Source organism: Streptomyces sp. NPDC003327 (genome assembly GCF_053589515.1).
Map to the genome: position 1 here is coordinate 1 of NZ_JBSFSA010000058.1, position 18,428 is coordinate 18,428.

Sequence of the window (18,428 nt, forward strand, 5' to 3'; positions counted from 1 at the left end):
GCAGGGGGGACCCTGTGGGAGAGTAGGACGCCGCCGAACAATCATTGTGGGAAAGCCCCGCACCTTCTGGTGCGGGGCTTTCCTGCGTTCAGGGGGCCTGTGTGCCCGGGTGCCGAAGGCTGAAGGTAAGGTCAGGGGGCATCATCGGCACGCTCCCAGCAGGAGGCCCCCGGGTGGAGGTCCAGGAGACTCGCGTTCAGACGAACCGGGTCCTCACCATCCCCAACATTCTGAGCATGGCTCGCCTCGTCGGCGTGCCCGTGTTCCTGTGGCTGATCCTCCGGCCGGAGTTCGGCGGGCCCAACAGCGACGGATGGGCGCTGCTCGTCCTGGCGCTCAGTGGAGTGAGCGACTACCTCGACGGAAAGCTCGCACGGCGGTGGAACCAGATCAGCAGCCTCGGCCGGCTGCTCGATCCGGCCGCCGACCGTCTCTACATCCTGTCCACCCTCGTCGGGCTCACCTGGCGCGAGATCCTGCCGCTCTGGCTGACGCTCGCCCTCCTCGCCCGTGAGGCGATGCTGCTGCTCATGGTGGGAATCCTTCGACGGCACGGTTACCCGCCGCCGCAGGTGAACTTCCTCGGCAAAGCTGCCACTTTCAACCTGATGTACGCGTTCCCGTTGCTGCTTCTCAGTGACGGAACGGGCTGGCTGTCGTCACTCGCTGAAGTTTTCGGGTGGGCCTTCGCCGGATGGGGTACAACTCTGTATTGGTGGGCAGGGATCCTCTACGTGGTCCAGGTCCGCCGACTCGTGAAGGCGGATACCGCGGCCGAATGAGCCCGTCCGTCCCGTGCCGAGCAGCGTCGCCGGCCGGATGAAGACCTTCCAGAGGCAGAGAACGGGCTGATGAGGTCAGCAGGACCGTCGTCTCTAAAGGAGGACGCTTCCGACATGAAGGCCGTCGTGATGGCCGGTGGCGAGGGAACCCGACTTCGCCCCATGACCTCGAGCATGCCCAAACCGCTGCTGCCGGTGGCAAACCGGCCGATCATGGAGCATGTGCTTCGACTGCTCAAGCGGCACGGTCTTAACGAGACCGTCGTCACCGTGCAGTTCCTCGCCTCACTCGTGAGGAACTACTTCGGTGACGGCGAGGAGCTCGGGATGGAGCTCACGTACGCCAATGAGGAAAAGCCCCTTGGCACAGCGGGCAGTGTGAAGAACGCCGAGGAAGCACTCAAGGACGACGCATTCCTCGTCATCTCGGGGGACGCGCTCACGGACTTCGACCTCACCGATCTGATCTCCTTCCACAAGGAGAAGGGTGCGCTCGTCACGGTCTGTCTGACGCGGGTGCCGAATCCCCTGGAATTCGGCATCACGATCGTCGATGAAGAAGGAAGGGTCGAGCGCTTCCTGGAGAAGCCCACCTGGGGCCAGGTCTTCTCGGACACCGTCAACACCGGCATCTACGTCATGGAGCCGGAGGTCTTCGACTACGTCAAGGCCGACGAGCCGGTCGACTGGTCCGGTGACGTCTTCCCCCAGCTCATGAAGGATGGCAAGCCGATCTACGGCTATGTCGCCGAGGGCTACTGGGAGGACGTCGGCACCCACGAGAGCTATGTGAAGGCCCAGGCCGACGTCCTGGAGGGCAAGGTCCAGGTCGACCTCGACGGCTTCGAGATCTCGCCCGGAGTCTGGGTGGCCGAGGGTGCCGAGGTGCACCCCGACGCCGTGCTCCGCGGGCCGCTCTACATCGGTGACTACGCCAAGGTCGAGGCCGGGGCGGAGGTCAGGGAGCACACCGTCATCGGGTCGAACGTCGTCGTCAAGAGCGGCGCCTTCCTGCACAAGGCCGTCGTCCACGACAACGTCTACATCGGGCAGCAGAGCAATCTGCGCGGTTGCGTGATCGGCAAGAATACCGACATCATGCGGGCCGCCCGGATCGAGGACGGGGCGGTCATCGGTGACGAGTGCCTGATCGGTGAAGAATCGATCGTGCAGGGGAACGTGCGCGTCTACCCCTTCAAGACGATCGAGGCCGGCGCCTTCGTCAACAACTCCGTCATCTGGGAGTCCCGGGGCCAGGCCCACCTCTTCGGTGCGCGCGGCGTCTCCGGCATCCTCAACGTGGAGATCACGCCCGAGCTCGCCGTGCGGCTCGCGGGTGCGTACGCGACGACCCTGAAGAAGGGCGCGACCGTCACCACCGCGCGCGACCACTCCCGGGGCGCCCGGGCGCTGAAGCGGGCGGTGATCTCCGCGCTGCAGGCCAGCGCCATCGACGTACGCGACCTGGAGAACGTACCGCTGCCGGTGGCGCGGCAGCAGACCGCGCGGGGCAGTGCCGGCGGGATCATGCTGAGGACCTCGCCCGGGGTGCCGGACTCCGTGGACATCATGTTCTTCGACGAGCGCGGGGCGGACCTCTCCCAGGCGAGTCAGCGGAAGCTCGACCGGGTGTTCGCGCGCCAGGAGTACCGGCGGGCCTTCCCCGGGGAGATCGGTGACCTGTCCTTCCCGGCGAGCGTCTTCGACTCGTACACCGGATCGCTGCTGCGGAACGTGGACACCTCGGGGATCGCAGAAGCGGGGCTCAAGGTCGTCGTGGACGCCTCCAACGGCAGTGCCGGGCTCGTTCTGCCGAGCCTCCTCGGGCGGCTCCAGGTCGACTCGCTGACGATCAACCCGGGCCTCGACGAGTCGCGGCCCACCGAGTCGGCGGAGAGCCGGCGGGCCGGGCTCGTGCGGCTCGGGGAGATCGTGGCCTCGGCGCGGGCCGCGTTCGGCGTGCGGTTCGACCCGGTCGGTGAGCGGCTGTCGCTCGTCGACGAACGGGGCCGGATCATCGAGGACGACCGGGCGCTGCTCGTCATGCTCGACCTGGTCGCCGCCGAGCGGCGGTCCGGGCGGGTCGCCCTGCCGGTCACCACGACCCGTATCGCCGAGCAGGTCGCCGCGTACCACGGCACCCAGGTGGAGTGGACGACCACCTCGCCCGACGACCTCACGCGGGTCGGCCGGGAGGAGTCGACGATCTTCGGTGGCGACGGGCGCGGCGGGTTCATCGTGCCCGAGTTCAGCAGCGTCTTCGACGGGGCCGCCGCCTTCGTGCGGCTGATCGGGCTCGTGGCGCGGACGCAGCTCACCCTGAGCCAGATCGACGCGCGGATTCCGCGGGCGCACGTGCTGAAGCGGGACATTGCCACGCCGTGGGCCGTGAAGGGGCTCGTGATGCGACGGGTGGTCGAGGCGGCGGGAAGCAGGTCGGTGGACACCACCGACGGCGTGCGCGTCGTCGAGGCCGACGGGCGCTGGGTGATGGTGCTGCCCGACCCGGCCGAGGCCGTCACCCATCTGTGGGCGGAGGGTCCGGACGACGCCTCGGCGCAGGCCCTGCTCGACGAATGGGCCGAAGTGGTGGACAGCGCGGGTCGCTGACGGTCCGGGCGGCAGGGGCGGGAGGCACCCGAGCGGTGCCTCCCGCCCGTACGGAGGGGCCATTCGGCGGTAGGCCGTACGACGTGCGACGATGTGCGGCATGTCGCAGCAGCCCCCCGTTCGGAGCACCGGTTCACCGCCCCCGCGTCCGGACGCGTCCATGTCGCTGCTGAACAACGTGATCGACCACGCCCTCGACGACGGCTACGCGGAGGCGACCGCACGGCGGGCGGCGGAGGGTGGGGCGATGCCGCGGCCCCTGCGCGCCAAGCTCGGGCTCGCCGCGGGGCTCGTCCTCGCGGCCGCCGTGGTGACGGTGGGCGCGGCCGAGGCGCGGATCTCGGCGCCGGTCGTCGCCAAGGAGCGGCAGGAGCTGATCGACCGCATCGAGGCGGAGAGCTCCACGGCCGACGACCTGGCGCAGGACGTCGAGCGGATCCGGGCCGAGGTCGCCGACCGGCAGCGGAAGGCGCTGGAGGAGTACGGCGGCGACCAGGCCGAGCTGGTCGGGCTGCTGTCGGGGGCGACCCCCGTGCACGGCCCCGGCGTGAAGCTCGTGATCGACGACGCCAAGGGCACCGACAGCGGCGGTGGCGGGCCCCGCGAGAGCAGCGGGTTCTCCGACACCGGCCGGGTCCGCGACCGGGACATGCAGCGGGTGATCAACGGGCTCTGGGAGTCGGGTGCCGAGGCGGTGGCCATCAACGGCCAGCGGCTGACGGCGCTGTCCGCGATCAGGGCCGCCGGCGACGCCATACTGGTCGACAACAAGCCGCTGGTGCCGCCGTACACCGTGCTGGCCGTGGGGGACGGGCAGCGGCTGAGCACCACGTTCCAGGACAGCGCCGACGGACAGTACCTGCACGTGCTCGTGGAGAACTTCGGAATCCGGAGCAGCATCTCGACCGAGAGCGACGTGAGCCTGCCGGCCGCGCCGAGCCTCATCGTACGTACCGCAGTGCCGAGGGGGGTCGGGGCGGCGACGCCCTCCGGCCGGGCCACGGCCGACACAGGGAAGGGCACATCGTGATCGCCGTACTGGGCCTGATCGTCGGAGTCGTGGTCGGGCTGTTGGTCCGACCCGAGGTTCCGGCGGTGGTCGAGCCCTATCTTCCGATCGCCGTGGTCGCCGCCCTCGACGCGGTCTTCGGTGGTCTGCGGGCCATGCTCGACGGGATCTTCGTCGACAAGGTCTTCGTGGTGTCGTTCCTCTCGAACGTGGTGGTGGCCGCGCTGATCGTCTTCCTCGGCGACAAGCTGGGCGTCGGCGCGCAGCTGTCGACCGGTGTGGTCGTCGTGCTCGGCATCCGGATCTTCTCCAACGCGGCCGCCATCCGGCGCCACGTGTTCCGGGCGTGAGGCCGATGAGCGGACAGAACCAGAACCCGGACGGCCCCGAGAACCCGGGGACGCCGCAGAACTCGGGGACTCCCCGGAAGCCGGAGACTCCGCAGAACCAGCAGAACCCGCAGACTCCTCAGCCGATGACTCCTCCCGTGACGGGTGAGCCGGGTGAGCAGGGCGGGGCGCCCGAGCGGCCCGTGGAAGCGGGTGGGCGGCCCGCGGTGGCGCCGACGGGGCCGAGCCCGCAGACCGGGGCCGGGGCTTTCTCCTACGGGGGACAGCCGCCGCGTACGCCTGACGTTCCGGCTGCTCCGGCGGCCGGTCCCGGCGAGGCGGAGCCCAGCGGGCGGCGGCGGCTCGCCGACGCGCTCTGGCCGCCGCGGGTGACCCGGGCGCAGCTCGTCGTCGCCCTGCTGCTCTTCGTCCTGGGCCTCGGCCTGGCCATCCAGGTCTCCTCGACCAGCGACAACAGCGCGCTGCGCGGGGCACGGCAGGAGGACCTCGTCCGGATCCTCGACGAACTGGACGACCGGACGCAGCGCCTCGAGGACGAGAAGGCCCGTCTGGAGAAGCAGCGGTCCGAGCTGGAGTCCAGCTCGGACCAGGCCGAGGAGGCCCGCAAGCAGACCCGGGAGAAGGAGCGGCAGCTCGGCATCCTGGCCGGAACGGTCGCCGCCGAGGGGCCGGGCATCACGCTGACGGTGACCGACCCGGTCGGGGCGGTCGAGTCGGACATGCTCCTCGACGCCATCCAGGAGCTGCGCGCCGCGGGCGCGGAGGCGATCCAGGTCAACGGTGTGCGGGTCGTCGCGGACAGTTATTTCACCGGTAGTGGTGATGACATGCGGATCGATGGAACGAAGGTGACCGCTCCGTACGTCTTCAAGGTCATCGGCAAGCCGGAGGATCTCGAGCCCGCGCTCAACATCCCCGGTGGTGTCGTGCAGACCCTGGAGAAGGAGCAGGCCACGGCCACCGTGGAGCGGTCGACGAAGATCGTCGTCGACGCCTTGCGGCCCGCGAAGCGGCCTGACTACGCTCAGTCGTCCTCGCAGTGAGAGGGGGACGAGGGGGTCCCGCGACAAGGGCATGACGTTGCGGGGGGTCGGCGCACCACAACGGTGGTGCGTGGTGGAAACTGTCCGGAGGATACGGACGTTGTGAAGGTGTCCGGGTCGGCAGGTGTGAAGGATTTCGGTTCGTCCTGCCCCACGGGCGGGTCTGTTTCGGTCAAGGGGAATCGCCCGTGAAGTTGTTTGCGAAGTTGTTCGGCAAGAGCGCACGCGAGGACGGCGGCAACGCCAGGCACCGCGCGCCGCGCCACGCCCAGAGCGAGGAACAGGGCGGCGAGCGCCCCCTCTTCCGCGACGAGGTCGGCGGCCGGGGCGGTGACATTCCGGGCACACAGGGCGCGTCGTCTGTTGACCCTGCCGGGGCCGCGCGCATAGGTTTCGGAGAACCATCAACCTCAAGTGCGGGTGGAGGGTTTACCCCCGATCCGTATGCGACACAGACCTCCGCGGGGCAGCCGCGGCAGGAGGATGCGTCCATGCCGGTGTGTACGAGGTGCGGTCACCGCAACGCGGCCGACAGTCGTTTCTGCTCCCACTGTGGCGCGCCGCTGCGGGGCGGGATCGCTCCCGAGCGGGCCTCCGAGACGACGTCGACGATCTCCATCTCGGGGCTCGAGGCGTACGACTCGGAGACCACCGGCCAGATCGCGATGCCGTCGCTGTCGCCCGAGGCGCTGGCGGCCGTCGAGGCCCTGCCGCCGGGCTCCGCGCTCCTCGTGGTCCGCCGGGGTCCGAACTCGGGCAGCCGCTTCCTCCTGGACGGCGAGCTGACGACGGCCGGCCGTCACCCGCAGAGCGACATCTTCCTCGACGACGTGACGGTGTCCCGTCGCCACGTCGAGTTCCGCCGCCAGCCGGACGGCACCTTCACGGTGTCGGACGTCGGCAGCCTCAACGGCACCTATGTGAACCGCGAGCCGATCGACTCGGTGGTTCTTTCCAACGGTGACGAGGTGCAGATCGGCAAGTACCGGCTGGTCTTCCACTCGAGCCAGCGGGGCGTGTGACGCGCCTCGGAGAAGCCTTCAGGGAAGGTCCATGCTGCGAACACCGACGGGCGGTGCCGGTTCCGGCGCCGCCACCGCGGGCGACCGGCTGGTCAGCATCGGGACGGTGCTGAACCAGCTGCGCGACGAGTTTCCCGAAGTGACGATCTCCAAGATCCGGTTCCTGGAGGCCGAAGGCCTCGTCGAACCCCGGCGGACGGCCTCCGGGTACCGGAAGTTCAGCCCGCAGGACGTGGAGCGACTCGCCCAGATCCTGCGGATGCAGCGGGACCACTACCTCCCGCTGAAGGTCATCCGAGAGCACCTCGACGCCCTCGCGCGGGGCGAGCAGGTCACGCTGCCGGCGCCCGGTCGCGGACGTGACCTGCTCGACGGGGCCTGGGAGCATGACGGCCGGCATCCCACCGTGGAGCGGCTGGGGCGGGACGAGCTGCTCGCCGCCGCCGGGGTGGCCGAGGCCGAGCTCGCCGAATGGGAGGCGTACGGCCTGATCGCCGAGTCGGCGGGCGGGGGCTACGACGCCGAGGCGGTCACCGTCGCGCGGCTCGTCGCGGATCTGCGGAGATTCGGTCTCGAACCGCGTCACCTGCGGGCCGTGAAGGCCGCCGCCGACCGGGAGGCGGGGCTCGTCGAGCAGGTCGTCGCACCGCTGCGCCGACACCGCAATCCGCAGACCAGGGCCCATGCGGAGGCCACCGCGCAGGAGCTGGCCGCGCTCTCCGTACGGCTCCACGCGGCCCTCGTGCAGTCGGCTCTGGGCATCCGCTTCCAGTGACCTCGAACGGGCCCGACTATCCAAACCGGTCGGGCACGTCCTAGGGTTGCTGTGTGAACGAGCTCGACGTTGTGGGTGTCCGGGTGGAAATGCCCTCCAACCAGCCGATCGTGCTCCTGCGCGAAGTGGGAGGCGATCGGTACCTCCCCATCTGGATCGGACCGGGGGAGGCGACCGCGATCGCCTTCGCCCAGCAGGGCATGGCGCCGCCGAGGCCGCTGACGCACGACCTGTTCAAGGACGTGCTGGACGCCGTGGGGCAGGAGCTCACCGAAGTCCGCATCACGGATCTGCGTGACGGGGTCTTCTACGCCGAGCTGGTCTTCGCCAGCGGCGTCGAGGTGAGCGCGCGGCCGTCGGACGCGATAGCACTGGCACTGCGGACCGGTACGCCGATCTTCGGCAGCGACGGTGTGCTGGACGACGCCGGTATCGCGATTCCGGACGAGCAGGAGGACGAGGTGGAGAAGTTCCGTGAGTTCCTCGACCAGATCTCGCCCGAGGACTTCGGCGGCCAGTGACGCGGGGGCCGGTGACCCGGTGGGGTCAGTGACCCGCCGTTCGAGGGGCGGCGTCAGGGCATTCGAGTAGCCTTTCCCCGAAGAGAGACACGGGAAACCACTCTCAGGGTGATTATCACTCGGCGTGCCGAGTGTGGCGATCGTTGACGCACCCCGAGTGACTGCCTACCTTCGTGTGGGCAGGTCAAGGACGGAGGGTCGGCGTGATGAGCAGCGCGGACGGTACGGCAGGGAGCTCGCTCGGACGCGTGTCCGGGGAGACCGGGCCGTATCCGCTTCACGGCAGTGTGGGCGACTTCGGTACGAACGCGGTGGGTGGGGGCCTCGCGGACGAGGCGATCGGATACCGCGGCCCCACGGCATGTGCGGCGGCCGGCATCACCTACCGCCAGCTGGACTACTGGGCGCGCACCGGGCTCGTCGAGCCGAGCGTGCGGCCCGCGTACGGCTCCGGGACGCAGCGGCTGTACAGCTTCCGGGACGTCGTCGTCCTGAAGATCGTCAAGCGCTTCCTGGACACCGGGGTGGCGCTGCAGAACATCCGCGCGGCCGTGCAGCACCTGCGCGCCCGTGGCTTCCGTGACCTGGAGCGCATGACGCTCATGAGCGACGGCGCCACCGTCTACGAGTGCTCCTCGCCCGACGAGGTCGTCGACCTGCTCCAGGGCGGGCAGGGCGTCTTCGGGATCGCCGTGGGGGTCGTCTGGCGGGACGTGGAGGCGGCGCTGTCGCAGCTCCACGGGGAGCGCGTCGACACCGGTGAGACGCTGGTCGGGCACAACCCGGGTGACGAGCTGGCGCGGCGGCGGCGGGACAGGGCCGTCTGAGGGCGCGTCCCAGCGCACCGGGGGTGCCTGAGGGCGCCCGAGGGGCAGCGGCGGTCCCGGCCGGCCGAGCGGCGGCTGTGCGCGCCTGCGCGGGTCGATTGTCAGTGGTGTGAGGCAGCATCGGAACCGTGAGAGCCGCGCCGACGATCCTGCATCTCGACATGGATGCCTTCTTCGCCGCCGCCGAGCAGGCGGCGAAGCCGAGCCTGCGCGGAAAGCCCGTCGTCGTGGGCGGGCTCGGGCCGCGGGGCGTCGTCGCCACCGCGTCGTACGAGGCGCGGAGGTTCGGCGTCCACTCGGCCATGCCCATGGGGCAGGCGCGGCGGCTCGCGCCCAACGCCGCGTACCTCGTTCCCCGCTTCGCCTTCTACCGCTCGATCAGCGAGCAGGTCATGGGACTCCTCGGGCGGCTCTCCCCGCTGGTGGAACCGCTCAGCCTCGACGAGGCCTTCGTCGATCTGGAGGCCGGCGGGGTGGCCGAGGACAGTGCGGGCGCGCGGCTCGCGGGGGAGCGGCTGCGGGCCGACATCCTCGCGACGACCGGCCTCACCGGGTCGGTGGGGCTCGCCGGGTCGAAGATGCTCGCGAAGATCGCCTCGGAGGAGGCGAAGCCCGACGGGCTCGTCCTCATCGAGCCCGGGACGGAGCGGGAGCTGATCGGGCCGCGCTCGGTGCGGATCCTGCCAGGGGTCGGGCCCGCGACGGGCGAGCACCTGCGGCGGGCCGGGATGACCACGGTCTTCGACCTCGCGGAGGCGGGGGAGGACGAGCTCGTACGGCTTCTGGGGCGGGCGCACGGGGCCTCGCTGTACCGGATGGCCCTGGGGCACGACGACCGGCCCGTGGTGGCCGAGCGGGACGCCAAGTCGGTCTCGGTCGAGGACACCTTCGACGTGGACCTGCACGACCGGGTCCGGATCAGGATCGAGGTGGAGCGGCTCGCCGAGCGGTGCGTGGCGCGGTTGCGGGCCTCCGGGCACTCGGGGCGGACGATCGTCCTGAAGGTGCGGCGGTACGACTTCTCGACGCTGACCCGCTCCGAGACGCTGCGGGGGCCCACGGACGATCCCGTGGTGGTGCGGGAGGCGGCGGGGCGGCTGCTCGACGCCGTGGACACCACGGGGGGCGTGCGGCTGCTGGGGGTCGGGGTGAGCGGGCTCGCGGACTACACGCAGGAGGATCTGTTCGCGCAGGCCGCGGGGGCGGCAGGTGCCGGGCAGGGGTCAGGGGCGGCTGAGGCGGGCGGTGCCGGGGGTGAGGGGGCCACCGACTCCGGGGCGGCGGCCGAGGCCGGTGGAGCCCCGGCGCCCGCGGCGGAGGAACCGGCCGCCGAGCCGCACTGGTCGCCCGGACAGGACGTACGGCACGCGGTGCACGGCGCGGGCTGGGTGCAGGGGAGCGGGGTGGGGCGGGTCACCGTCCGGTTCGAGGAGCCGTGGTCCGCGCCGGGGCGTGTGCGGACGTTCGCCGTGGACGACCCGGAGCTCTCGGCCTCGGAGCCGTTGCCGCTGGTGGGCGGAGCGCCGTGCACGGGCGAGGCGGCCTGAGCGGCCGCCGCCCGCCGACCCCGCGGGGGCCTGGGGGCGGGCGGCGGGCCGGGGCGGGTGGGGTCAGGTGCCGTCCCGGCCCGCCAGGCGGCCGAAGTCCGTGTCCGGCGCGTCCGAGGGCGGGGGCGGGAGGGCCAGGCTGTAGTGGCGGTAGAGCTGGAGCTCCTGTTCGGGGGAGAGGTGGCGGCCGACGCCGAAGTCCGGGGCGTCCCTGATGAGGGCCCGCTCGTACGGGATGTGGAGGCCGTCCCCGTCGAGTTCGCTCGGCTCCAGCGGGACGAACGCGTCCCTGCTGAAGAGGCCCGTCCGGACCGCCGCCCACTCGGGGACGCCGGTCGCGTCGTCCAGGTACACCTCGTCCACGGTTCCGATCTTGTGGCCGTTCCGGTCGTACGCCTTGCGGCCGATCAGGCTGCGCGGATCGATATCGGTCTGCACGGTCCCTCCAATTGGTCGCAACTGCTCTACACCCTACGAAAGTGCACTTCTGGGATGTCGGCCACTTGAGCGACGGAGGGGCACAACGGCGCTGGTAGGCTGGCTGTGGCTGTCGACCCCGTGCGGGAGAGTCCCCCGGAGAAACCTTCCGGTGGCGCCGAAGGAGCAAATCCTCCCCGGAATCTCTCAGGCCCCTGTACCGCGCGGACGAGGTCACTCTGGAAAGCAGGGCGGGCGTCCGACGGCACCCGCCCTCACCGACGGTGAAAGCCGGCGGGCCGCGAGGCGTGCCGGTGAAGCTCTCAGGTTGAGATGACAGAGGGGGAGGCCGTCCGGGCACCCGCGCCGAGGTGCCCCTCGCAGGTCGTGACGACCAGGAGGCCCCCGCACATGACCGCCAACCGCATCCCGCTCTCCGAGCTCGAGCAGGGCATTCCCTTCGAGCAGCGGCACATCGGGCCCGACGCCGAGGCCCGCGCCAAGATGCTCGCCCAGGTCGGCTACGGCTCGCTGGACGAGCTCACGGCCGCCGCGGTGCCGGACGTCATCAAGAACGCCGAGGCGCTCGGCCTGCCCGCCGCGCGCACCGAGGCCGAGGTCCTCGCCGAGCTCCGCGCCCTCGCGGACCGCAACCAGGTCCTCGCCCCGATGATCGGCCTCGGCTACTACGGGACCTTCACCCCGCCCGTCATCCTCCGGAACGTCATGGAGAACCCGGCCTGGTACACGGCGTACACGCCGTACCAGCCGGAGATCTCCCAGGGCCGCCTGGAGGCCCTGCTGAACTTCCAGACGATGGTCGCCGACCTGACCGGCCTGCCCACCTCGGGCGCCTCGCTCCTCGACGAGGGCACCGCGGCCGCCGAGGCCATGGCCCTCTCGCGGCGCGTCGGCAAGGTCAAGAACGGCGTCTTCCTCATCGACGCCGACGCCCTGCCGCAGACCATCGCCGTGATCGAGACCCGCGCCGAGCCGACCGGCGTCGAGGTCGTCGTCGCCGACCTGTCGGCCGGCATCCCGGCCGAGGTCGCCGAGCGCGGCGTCTTCGGCGTGCTGCTCCAGTACCCGGGCGCCTCCGGCGCCGTCCGTGACATCAAGCCTGTCATCGACCAGGCCCACGAGCTCGGGGCGATCGTCACCGTCGCCGCCGACCTCCTCGCGCTGACGCTGCTCGCCTCGCCCGGCTCCCTCGGCGCGGACATCGCGGTCGGCACGACCCAGCGCTTCGGCGTCCCGATGGGCTTCGGCGGCCCGCACGCCGGATACATGGCCGTCCAGGACAAGCACGCCCGCTCCCTGCCGGGCCGCCTCGTGGGCGTCTCCGTCGACGCCGACGGCAACCGCGCCTACCGCCTGGCCCTGCAGACCCGCGAGCAGCACATCCGCCGCGAGAAGGCCACCAGCAACATCTGCACCGCCCAGGTGCTCCTCGCCGTCATGGCCGGCATGTACGCCGTCTACCACGGCCCCGAGGGCCTCAAGGGCATCGCCCGCCGCACCCACCGGTACGCCGTGATCCTCGCCGCCGGTCTGCGGGCCGGGGGCGTGGAACTCACCCAGGGCGCCTTCTTCGACACCCTCACCGCCCGCGTCCCCGGCAAGGCCGACGCGGTCGTGGCCGCCGCCCGCGAGGCCGGGGTCAACCTCCACCGCGTCGACGTCGACCTCGTGTCGATGTCCTGCGACGAGACCACCACCCGCGAGCAGCTCGCCGCCGTGTGGGCCGCCTTCGGCGTCACCGCCGACGTCGAGGCCCTGGACGCCGCGACCGAGGACGCGCTGCCCGTCGACGCGCTGCGCTCCGACGCGTACCTGACCCACCCGGTCTTCCACGCGCACCGCTCCGAGACGTCGATGCTGCGCTACCTGCGCAAGCTGGCCGACCGCGACTACGCGCTCGACCGCGGCATGATCCCGCTCGGCTCCTGCACGATGAAGCTGAACGCGACGACCGAGATGGAGCCGGTGACCTGGCCCGAGTTCGGGCAGATGCACCCCTTCGCCCCGGTCGAGCAGGCGCAGGGCTACGTCGCGCTCATCACCGAGCTGGAGGAGCGCCTCGCCGAGGTCACCGGCTACGACAAGGTGTCGATCCAGCCGAACGCCGGTTCGCAGGGCGAGCTGGCCGGTCTGCTGGCCGTCCGCGCCTACCACCGGGCCAACGGCGACGAGCAGCGCACCGTCTGTCTCATCCCGTCCTCCGCCCACGGCACCAACGCCGCCTCCGCGGTGATGGCCGGCATGAAGGTCGTCGTCGTCAAGACCGCCGACGACGGCGAGGTCGACGTCGAGGACCTGCGCGCGAAGATCGCCCAGTACCGCGACGAGCTGTCCGTGCTGATGATCACCTACCCGTCCACGCACGGTGTGTTCGAGGAGCACGTCGCCGACATCTGCGCCGAGGTCCACGACGCCGGCGGCCAGGTGTACGTCGACGGCGCCAACCTCAACGCGCTCGTCGGTCTCGCCAAGCCGGGCAAGTTCGGCGGCGACGTGTCGCACCTGAACCTGCACAAGACCTTCTGCATCCCGCACGGCGGTGGCGGCCCGGGCGTCGGCCCGGTCGGCGTCCGCGCCCACCTCGCCCCGTACCTGCCGAACCACCCGCTCCAGCCCACCGCGGGCCCGGAGACGGGCGTCGGACCGATCTCGGCCGCCCCGTGGGGCTCCGCAGGCATCCTGCCGATCTCCTGGTCGTACGTCCGCCTGATGGGCGGCGAGGGCCTCAAGCGCGCCACGCAGGTGGCCGTCCTGGCGGCGAACTACATCGCCAAGCGCCTGGAGCCGCACTTCCCGGTGCTCTACACCGGTCCGGCCGGACTGGTCGCCCACGAGTGCATCGTGGACCTGCGTCCGCTGTCGAAGGCGACGGGCGTCACGGTCGACGACATCGCGAAGCGCCTCATCGACTACGGCTTCCACGCGCCGACGATGTCCTTCCCGGTCGCCGGCACGCTGATGATCGAGCCGACCGAGTCCGAGGACCTGGCCGAGCTGGACCGTTTCTGCGACACGATGATCGCGATCCGCGGCGAGATCGAGAAGGTCGCGTCGGGCACCTGGCCGGCCGACGACAACCCGCTGCGCAACGCCCCCCACACCGCGGCCGCGCTGGGCGGCGCGTGGGACCACGCGTACACCCGCGACGAGGCCGTCTTCCCGGCCGGCGTCTCGGCCGCCGACAAGTACTGGCCGCCGGTGCGCCGCATCGACGGTGCCTTCGGCGACCGGAACCTGGTCTGCTCCTGCCCGCCCATGGACGAGTACGACAACTGATTCCCGGATCACTGACCCCGGATCACCGATTCCGGATCACTGATCCCGGGACCCGACCCGCGCACGGGAAGAGGGCCGGTTCGGAGGTTTCCGCCTCCGGGCCGGCCCTCGGCGTTTCCGCATCGCGGTCAGGCGGCGGTGGTGACCCGTCCCGTCGTCAGCGGCCGGTGCGGGGCGATGATCTGCCCGTCCGGCAGCAGTTCACCGGTGTCCTCGAAGAGCAGGACACCGTTGCACAGCAGGCTCCAGCCCTGTTCGGGGTGGTGCGCCATCGGGCGCGCCGCCTCCCGGTCGGCGGAGTCGGCGGTGGGACAGGCAGGCTGGTGCTGGCACATGGGTGGGTTCTTTCGCTGCGTCGTGATGGATGTCCTGCGGCTCTTCGCGCTCATGGCCGCCCCCGTCGGTCGGTTCGGTTCCGGTCCCAGTCTTGCCGCACGGACGGACTTCCGCAGGGATTTCGCGGCAGCTCGTCCTCTCCTGGGAAGACGCATCACCCGCAGGGGCGGTTCGCCTCAACCTCCCCCTCACTTCGGGTGGTTCGGGATGGCCCCAGCGGGCTAGTCCGTCCGGGAGGGCGGACGGGGGCGCAGTTCGAGGGGCGCGTTCGGGCAGCAGTGCGCCCCGCGACCCGGTGGGGGCGCGGGGCGCGGCGCGTGCGGTGGATCAGGCGGGCGCCGCCGAGCCCAGGAGGGGCGGCGGCGCGAGGCGCGTGGTGAGGACGGGCAGGAGGTCGCCGACCCGGTAGGGACGGTTGGCCGCGATGCCGGGGGGTGCGGGGGCCAGCGGCACGAGCAGGTCGGCGGCGGCCGCCGCCGGGGCGACACCGTCGTCGTCCTCGGTTTCGGCGTGCAGCCAGAGGGTGAGCATGTAGAGCTGCGGTACGGAGAGCAGGCGGGGCTGGTACGCGGTGGGCAGCGCCTCCGCCCGGCTCAGGGCCAGCTCGGTCGAGGTGACGTACGGACCCTCGAAGAAGTGGGAGAACGTCCAGCCGTCCGGGGTGAGCATGGTGTCCGCGGCCGCGATCGCCCGTTCCCCGTTCCGGATGAGGAACCGCCAGCCGACGAGACGGGTGCGGGGTGCCGCGCCCGGTGCGCCGGGGGTGCCCGTGACCCCGAGGATGTGGAGGGGCAGGGGGAGTTCGGGGCTCAGGGGCCCCTGTGCCGCGCGCAGGGCGGGGGTTCGGGCTTCGCGCACGGCGGTGGGCGAGCCGAGGGCCGCGAGGACGCTGCGGTGGGCCGGCGCAGGGGCCGGGGAGAAACGGAGCATGGTGGGTCGCCTCTCGCTCAGGAGACACGGTGACGCATGGGCAGGTACGACGGCGCTGTCGGCGGCGGGGCCAGAGAGGGGGCCATGGGGCCATGGCTGGGCGCCAACACTCTGCCTCGTCCGCGGAGTTTATACGACACGTGTTCACACAGTGTTTCCGCTAGACGTCGTCGATATTCCTGACAAGACGTCATCCGGCCGTATCGTCGGGGCGTTGAAGCAGAATTCACGCATCGACAGCGTAACTGCCTGCGTATTACCCGGGAAGCCGGTCGGCCGAATTGCGTCCCCGGGTCGTCCGGCTATATGACATTGGTATATGTCGACTGCACTTGCCCGTCGAGCGTGTCGGTGGAGAACTCCGTCCAGCCTAACCGCCGACGACTCCGTTTCGCAGGCGTTGTCGATCAACGGGGTGGGCATCATCGTCCGTGACGCGCGGCCGTCGAGGCGGCTGCCCACTCGGGAGGGACGCTTCGATGGGCGAGAAGGTCGTCGCGGACGGGTTCGGCCCGTCCGACCGACAGCGGTACCGGAGAAAGCTCCAGCAGTGCCTCGCGGGACTCGCGAGACTGCTGGCGGAGAAGAGGTTCGACCGCCCGCGCAATCTCATGGGCGTGGAGATCGAGCTCAATCTGGCGGGTCCCGACGGGCTGCCCAGGATGCTCAACGAACAGGTCCTGAAGGAGATCGCCAGCTCCGATTTCCAGACGGAACTGGGAATGTTCAACCTGGAAGTGAACATCGCCCCCCACCGGCTCGGCGGCCGGGTATTCGACCGGCTCGCGGAGGAGCTGAGGACGGGGCTCGGATACGCGGACCGCAAGGCCGCGGAACTCGACGCGGGCGTGGTGATGATCGGCATACTGCCCACGCTCGCGCAGCGGGACCTGGTCTTCGAGAACCTGTCGGCGGCCGACCGCTACACCCTGCTCAACAACCAGATCCTGGCCGCGAGGGGCGAGGACTTCACGCTCGACATCCAGGGCGTCGAGCGGCTCCTGTGCACCTCGGAGTCGATCGTTCCCGAGGCGGCCTGCACCTCCGTCCAGCTCCACCTCCAGGTCACCCCCGCCCGGTTCGCCGCCGTGTGGAACGCGGCCCAGGCCGTCACCGGCGTCCAGACAGCCCTGGGCGCCAACGCGCCCTTCGTCTTCGGCCACGAGCTGTGGCGCGAGTCCCGGCCGCCGCTCTTCCTCCAGGCCACCGACACCCGGCCGCCCGAACTCCAGTCCCAGGGGGTGCGGCCGCGGACCTGGTTCGGGGAGCGGTGGGTGGACTCGGTGTACGACCTCTTCGAGGAGAACCTCCGGTACTTCCCCGCCCTCCTGCCCCTCTGCGACGACGAGGACCCGCTCCGCGTCCTCGACGAGGGCGGGGTGCCGCGCCTCCAGGAGCTCGTCCTCCACAACGGCACGATCTACCGCTGGAACCGGCCCGTGTACGGCTGGGTCGACGGCGTGCCGCACCTGCGGGTGGAGAACCGGGTGCTGCCGGCCGGGCCCACCGTCACGGACGTCATCGCCAACGCGGCCTTCTACTACGGGCTCGTACGCTCGCTGGCCGACGACCCCCGGCCGGTCTGGAAGCGGATGGCGTTCGAGGACGCGGAGGCCAACTTCGACTCGGCGTGCCGGTACGGCATCGAGGCGGAGTTGCGCTGGCCCCGGTCGGGGCGCGCGGGCGGGGTCGCCACCCTGCCCGCCGTACGCCTCGTCCTGGAGGAGCTGCTGCCGCTCGCGGCCGCCGGGCTCGACGCCTGGAACATCGAGCCGGCCGACCGGGACTTCTACCTCGGCGTGATCGAACAGCGCTGTCTGCGCCGGGTGAACGGCGCGTCCTGGCAGGTCGACACCTTCCACACGGCGCTGGAGGCCGGGCTGGACCGGGAGGCCGCGCTCGCGGCGACGACCCGCCGCTACCGGGACCTCATGCTGGCCGGTGAGCCCGTGCACACCTGGCCGGTCGGGACCGGCTGACCGCGGGCACCGGTGCTCCCGGGCCTTCGCGCGGGGCGTGAGCGATCATGTCAGGGTGGTCGGGGTCGCCGGAGCGGCCCCCGACCCCTGACGGACGGCTCGCGACCGGAACGGTGCGCGACGGGGAACGGGAGACAGGTGTGGTGTCGGAGCAACGAGTGGTGAGCGCTTCCCCGCCTCCCGACGGGCTGCCGCGGCGCGTGCTGCGCTCGGAGACGCTCATCGTGCTCGCCCTGTCGCTCGGGGCGAGCGCCGTGTCGTCGCTGATCAGCTTCATCGGGTCGCTCACGAAGCCCGGCGCGCTGAAGGAGCAGGCGGCGACGCTCAACGGCTCGTACGCGCCCGGGCGGCCGTGGCTCGACCTGTCCTGGCAGCTCTTCGGCATCGCCACCGCGCTGGTCCCGGTCGTGCTCGTGGCCCACCTGCTCCTGCGGGAGGGCGCCGGGCTGCGGGCCATCGGCTTCGACCGGACGCGACCCTGGTCCGACCTCGGCCGCGGGACGCTCGTGGCGGCGGGGATCGGCAGCGCGGGGCTCGCCTTCTACCTCGCGGCGCGGGCGTCCGGGTTCAACCTGACGGTGGTGCCGGAGTCGCTGCCGGACGTGTGGTGGAAATACCCCGTCCTCATCCTCTCGGCGGTGCAGAACTCCGTCCTGGAGGAGGTCATCGTCGTCGGCTATCTCCTGCGCAGGCTCGGGCAGTTGGGGTGGTCGCCGATGGCGGCCCTGGTGGCGAGTTCGGTGCTGCGCGGCTCGTACCACCTCTACCAGGGCGTCGGCGGGTTCGTCGGCAACGTGGTGATGGGCGTGCTCTTCGCGCTGCTGTACCGGAGGTGGGGGCGGGTCGGGCCGCTGGTGGTCGCGCACGCGCTGCTCGACATCGTGGCCTTCGTCGGGTACGGGCTGCTCGCCGGGAAGGTGGACTGGCTGCCCACGGTGTGAGGCGGCTCCGCCGCGGAGACGGGACCCGGAAGGGGCGTACGG

The 18,428-nt window shown here is 71.2% G+C and carries 16 protein-coding genes and 1 riboswitch; of the genes, 13 read left to right on the forward strand and 3 right to left on the reverse strand.

What is annotated here, in order from left to right; translation table 11 throughout:
• Nucleotides 1-173: 173 nt before the first annotated feature.
• The 10 genes from ACWDVG_RS28905 (at nucleotide 174) to ACWDVG_RS28950 (ending at nucleotide 10,486) form a co-directional block, all read left to right on the forward strand.
• Nucleotides 174-782, forward strand: coding sequence for a CDP-alcohol phosphatidyltransferase family protein (locus ACWDVG_RS28905; RefSeq protein ID WP_451703476.1), 609 nt, complete (start codon nucleotides 174-176; stop codon nucleotides 780-782).
• A 114-nt stretch (nucleotides 783-896) separates the two neighbouring features.
• Nucleotides 897-3,392: a sugar phosphate nucleotidyltransferase gene (locus tag ACWDVG_RS28910; protein WP_451703479.1), complete on the forward strand. Its 2,496-nt coding sequence runs from the start codon at nucleotides 897-899 to the stop codon at nucleotides 3,390-3,392.
• Between the two features lie 100 nt (nucleotides 3,393-3,492).
• Nucleotides 3,493-4,422 carry a DUF881 domain-containing protein gene (locus ACWDVG_RS28915; RefSeq protein ID WP_451703481.1) on the forward strand — a complete coding sequence of 310 codons (930 nt, stop codon included), beginning with the start codon at nucleotides 3,493-3,495 and terminating at the stop codon, nucleotides 4,420-4,422.
• Complete coding sequence (locus ACWDVG_RS28920; protein WP_015032176.1) at nucleotides 4,419-4,751, forward strand: small basic family protein; 333 nt, start codon at nucleotides 4,419-4,421, stop codon at nucleotides 4,749-4,751. Before ACWDVG_RS28915 ends, ACWDVG_RS28920 begins: the two co-directional genes overlap by 4 nt.
• 5 nt (nucleotides 4,752-4,756) lie before the next feature.
• Nucleotides 4,757-5,794: a DUF881 domain-containing protein gene (locus ACWDVG_RS28925; protein ID WP_451703484.1), complete on the forward strand. Its 1,038-nt coding sequence runs from the start codon at nucleotides 4,757-4,759 to the stop codon at nucleotides 5,792-5,794.
• Between the two features lie 80 nt (nucleotides 5,795-5,874).
• Entirely contained in the window at nucleotides 5,875-6,816 is a 942-nt protein-coding gene (locus tag ACWDVG_RS28930) for an FHA domain-containing protein (protein WP_451703537.1), read from the forward strand.
• A gap of 31 nt (nucleotides 6,817-6,847) precedes the next feature.
• Nucleotides 6,848-7,591, forward strand: coding sequence for a transcriptional regulator FtsR (ftsR, locus tag ACWDVG_RS28935; protein ID WP_451703486.1), 744 nt, complete (start codon nucleotides 6,848-6,850; stop codon nucleotides 7,589-7,591).
• 53 nt (nucleotides 7,592-7,644) lie between these two features.
• On the forward strand, nucleotides 7,645-8,112 hold the full coding sequence (locus ACWDVG_RS28940) for a bifunctional nuclease family protein (protein ID WP_451703489.1): 468 nt from the start codon (nucleotides 7,645-7,647) through the stop codon (nucleotides 8,110-8,112).
• Nucleotides 8,113-8,318: 206 nt separating this feature from the next.
• Nucleotides 8,319-8,939: a MerR family transcriptional regulator gene (locus ACWDVG_RS28945; protein WP_451703491.1), complete on the forward strand. Its 621-nt coding sequence runs from the start codon at nucleotides 8,319-8,321 to the stop codon at nucleotides 8,937-8,939.
• A gap of 128 nt (nucleotides 8,940-9,067) precedes the next feature.
• Nucleotides 9,068-10,486, forward strand: coding sequence for a DNA polymerase IV (locus ACWDVG_RS28950; RefSeq protein ID WP_451703494.1), 1,419 nt, complete (start codon nucleotides 9,068-9,070; stop codon nucleotides 10,484-10,486).
• Between the two features lie 63 nt (nucleotides 10,487-10,549).
• Here ACWDVG_RS28950 and ACWDVG_RS28955 read toward each other — a convergent pair whose 3' ends face one another.
• Nucleotides 10,550-10,936, reverse strand: coding sequence for a PRC-barrel domain-containing protein (locus ACWDVG_RS28955; RefSeq protein ID WP_451703540.1), 387 nt, complete (start codon nucleotides 10,934-10,936; stop codon nucleotides 10,550-10,552).
• Between the two features lie 101 nt (nucleotides 10,937-11,037).
• A riboswitch (glycine riboswitch) is annotated at nucleotides 11,038-11,136 on the forward strand.
• Between the two features lie 178 nt (nucleotides 11,137-11,314).
• Here ACWDVG_RS28955 and gcvP point away from each other — a divergent pair.
• A complete protein-coding gene (gene gcvP, locus ACWDVG_RS28960; protein WP_451703496.1) occupies nucleotides 11,315-14,200 on the forward strand; it encodes an aminomethyl-transferring glycine dehydrogenase in 2,886 nt (961 codons plus the stop codon).
• Nucleotides 14,201-14,328: 128 nt separating this feature from the next.
• Here gcvP and ACWDVG_RS28965 read toward each other — a convergent pair whose 3' ends face one another.
• Nucleotides 14,329-14,535, reverse strand: coding sequence for a DUF5999 family protein (locus ACWDVG_RS28965; protein WP_451703499.1), 207 nt, complete (start codon nucleotides 14,533-14,535; stop codon nucleotides 14,329-14,331).
• A gap of 328 nt (nucleotides 14,536-14,863) precedes the next feature.
• On the reverse strand, nucleotides 14,864-15,466 hold the full coding sequence (locus ACWDVG_RS28970; RefSeq protein WP_451703501.1) for a hypothetical protein: 603 nt from the start codon (nucleotides 15,464-15,466) through the stop codon (nucleotides 14,864-14,866).
• Nucleotides 15,467-15,945: 479 nt separating this feature from the next.
• Between ACWDVG_RS28970 and ACWDVG_RS28975 the strand changes: the two genes are divergently transcribed.
• Together ACWDVG_RS28975 and ACWDVG_RS28980 are read left to right on the forward strand one after the other, a co-directional pair.
• Nucleotides 15,946-17,445 carry a glutamate--cysteine ligase gene (locus ACWDVG_RS28975; protein WP_451703503.1) on the forward strand — a complete coding sequence of 500 codons (1,500 nt, stop codon included), beginning with the start codon at nucleotides 15,946-15,948 and terminating at the stop codon, nucleotides 17,443-17,445.
• 158 nt (nucleotides 17,446-17,603) lie between these two features.
• Nucleotides 17,604-18,386 (forward strand): CPBP family intramembrane glutamic endopeptidase, encoded by a 783-nt coding sequence (locus ACWDVG_RS28980; RefSeq protein WP_451703506.1) that lies wholly within the window; start codon nucleotides 17,604-17,606, stop codon nucleotides 18,384-18,386.
• Nucleotides 18,387-18,428 lie beyond the last annotated feature (42 nt).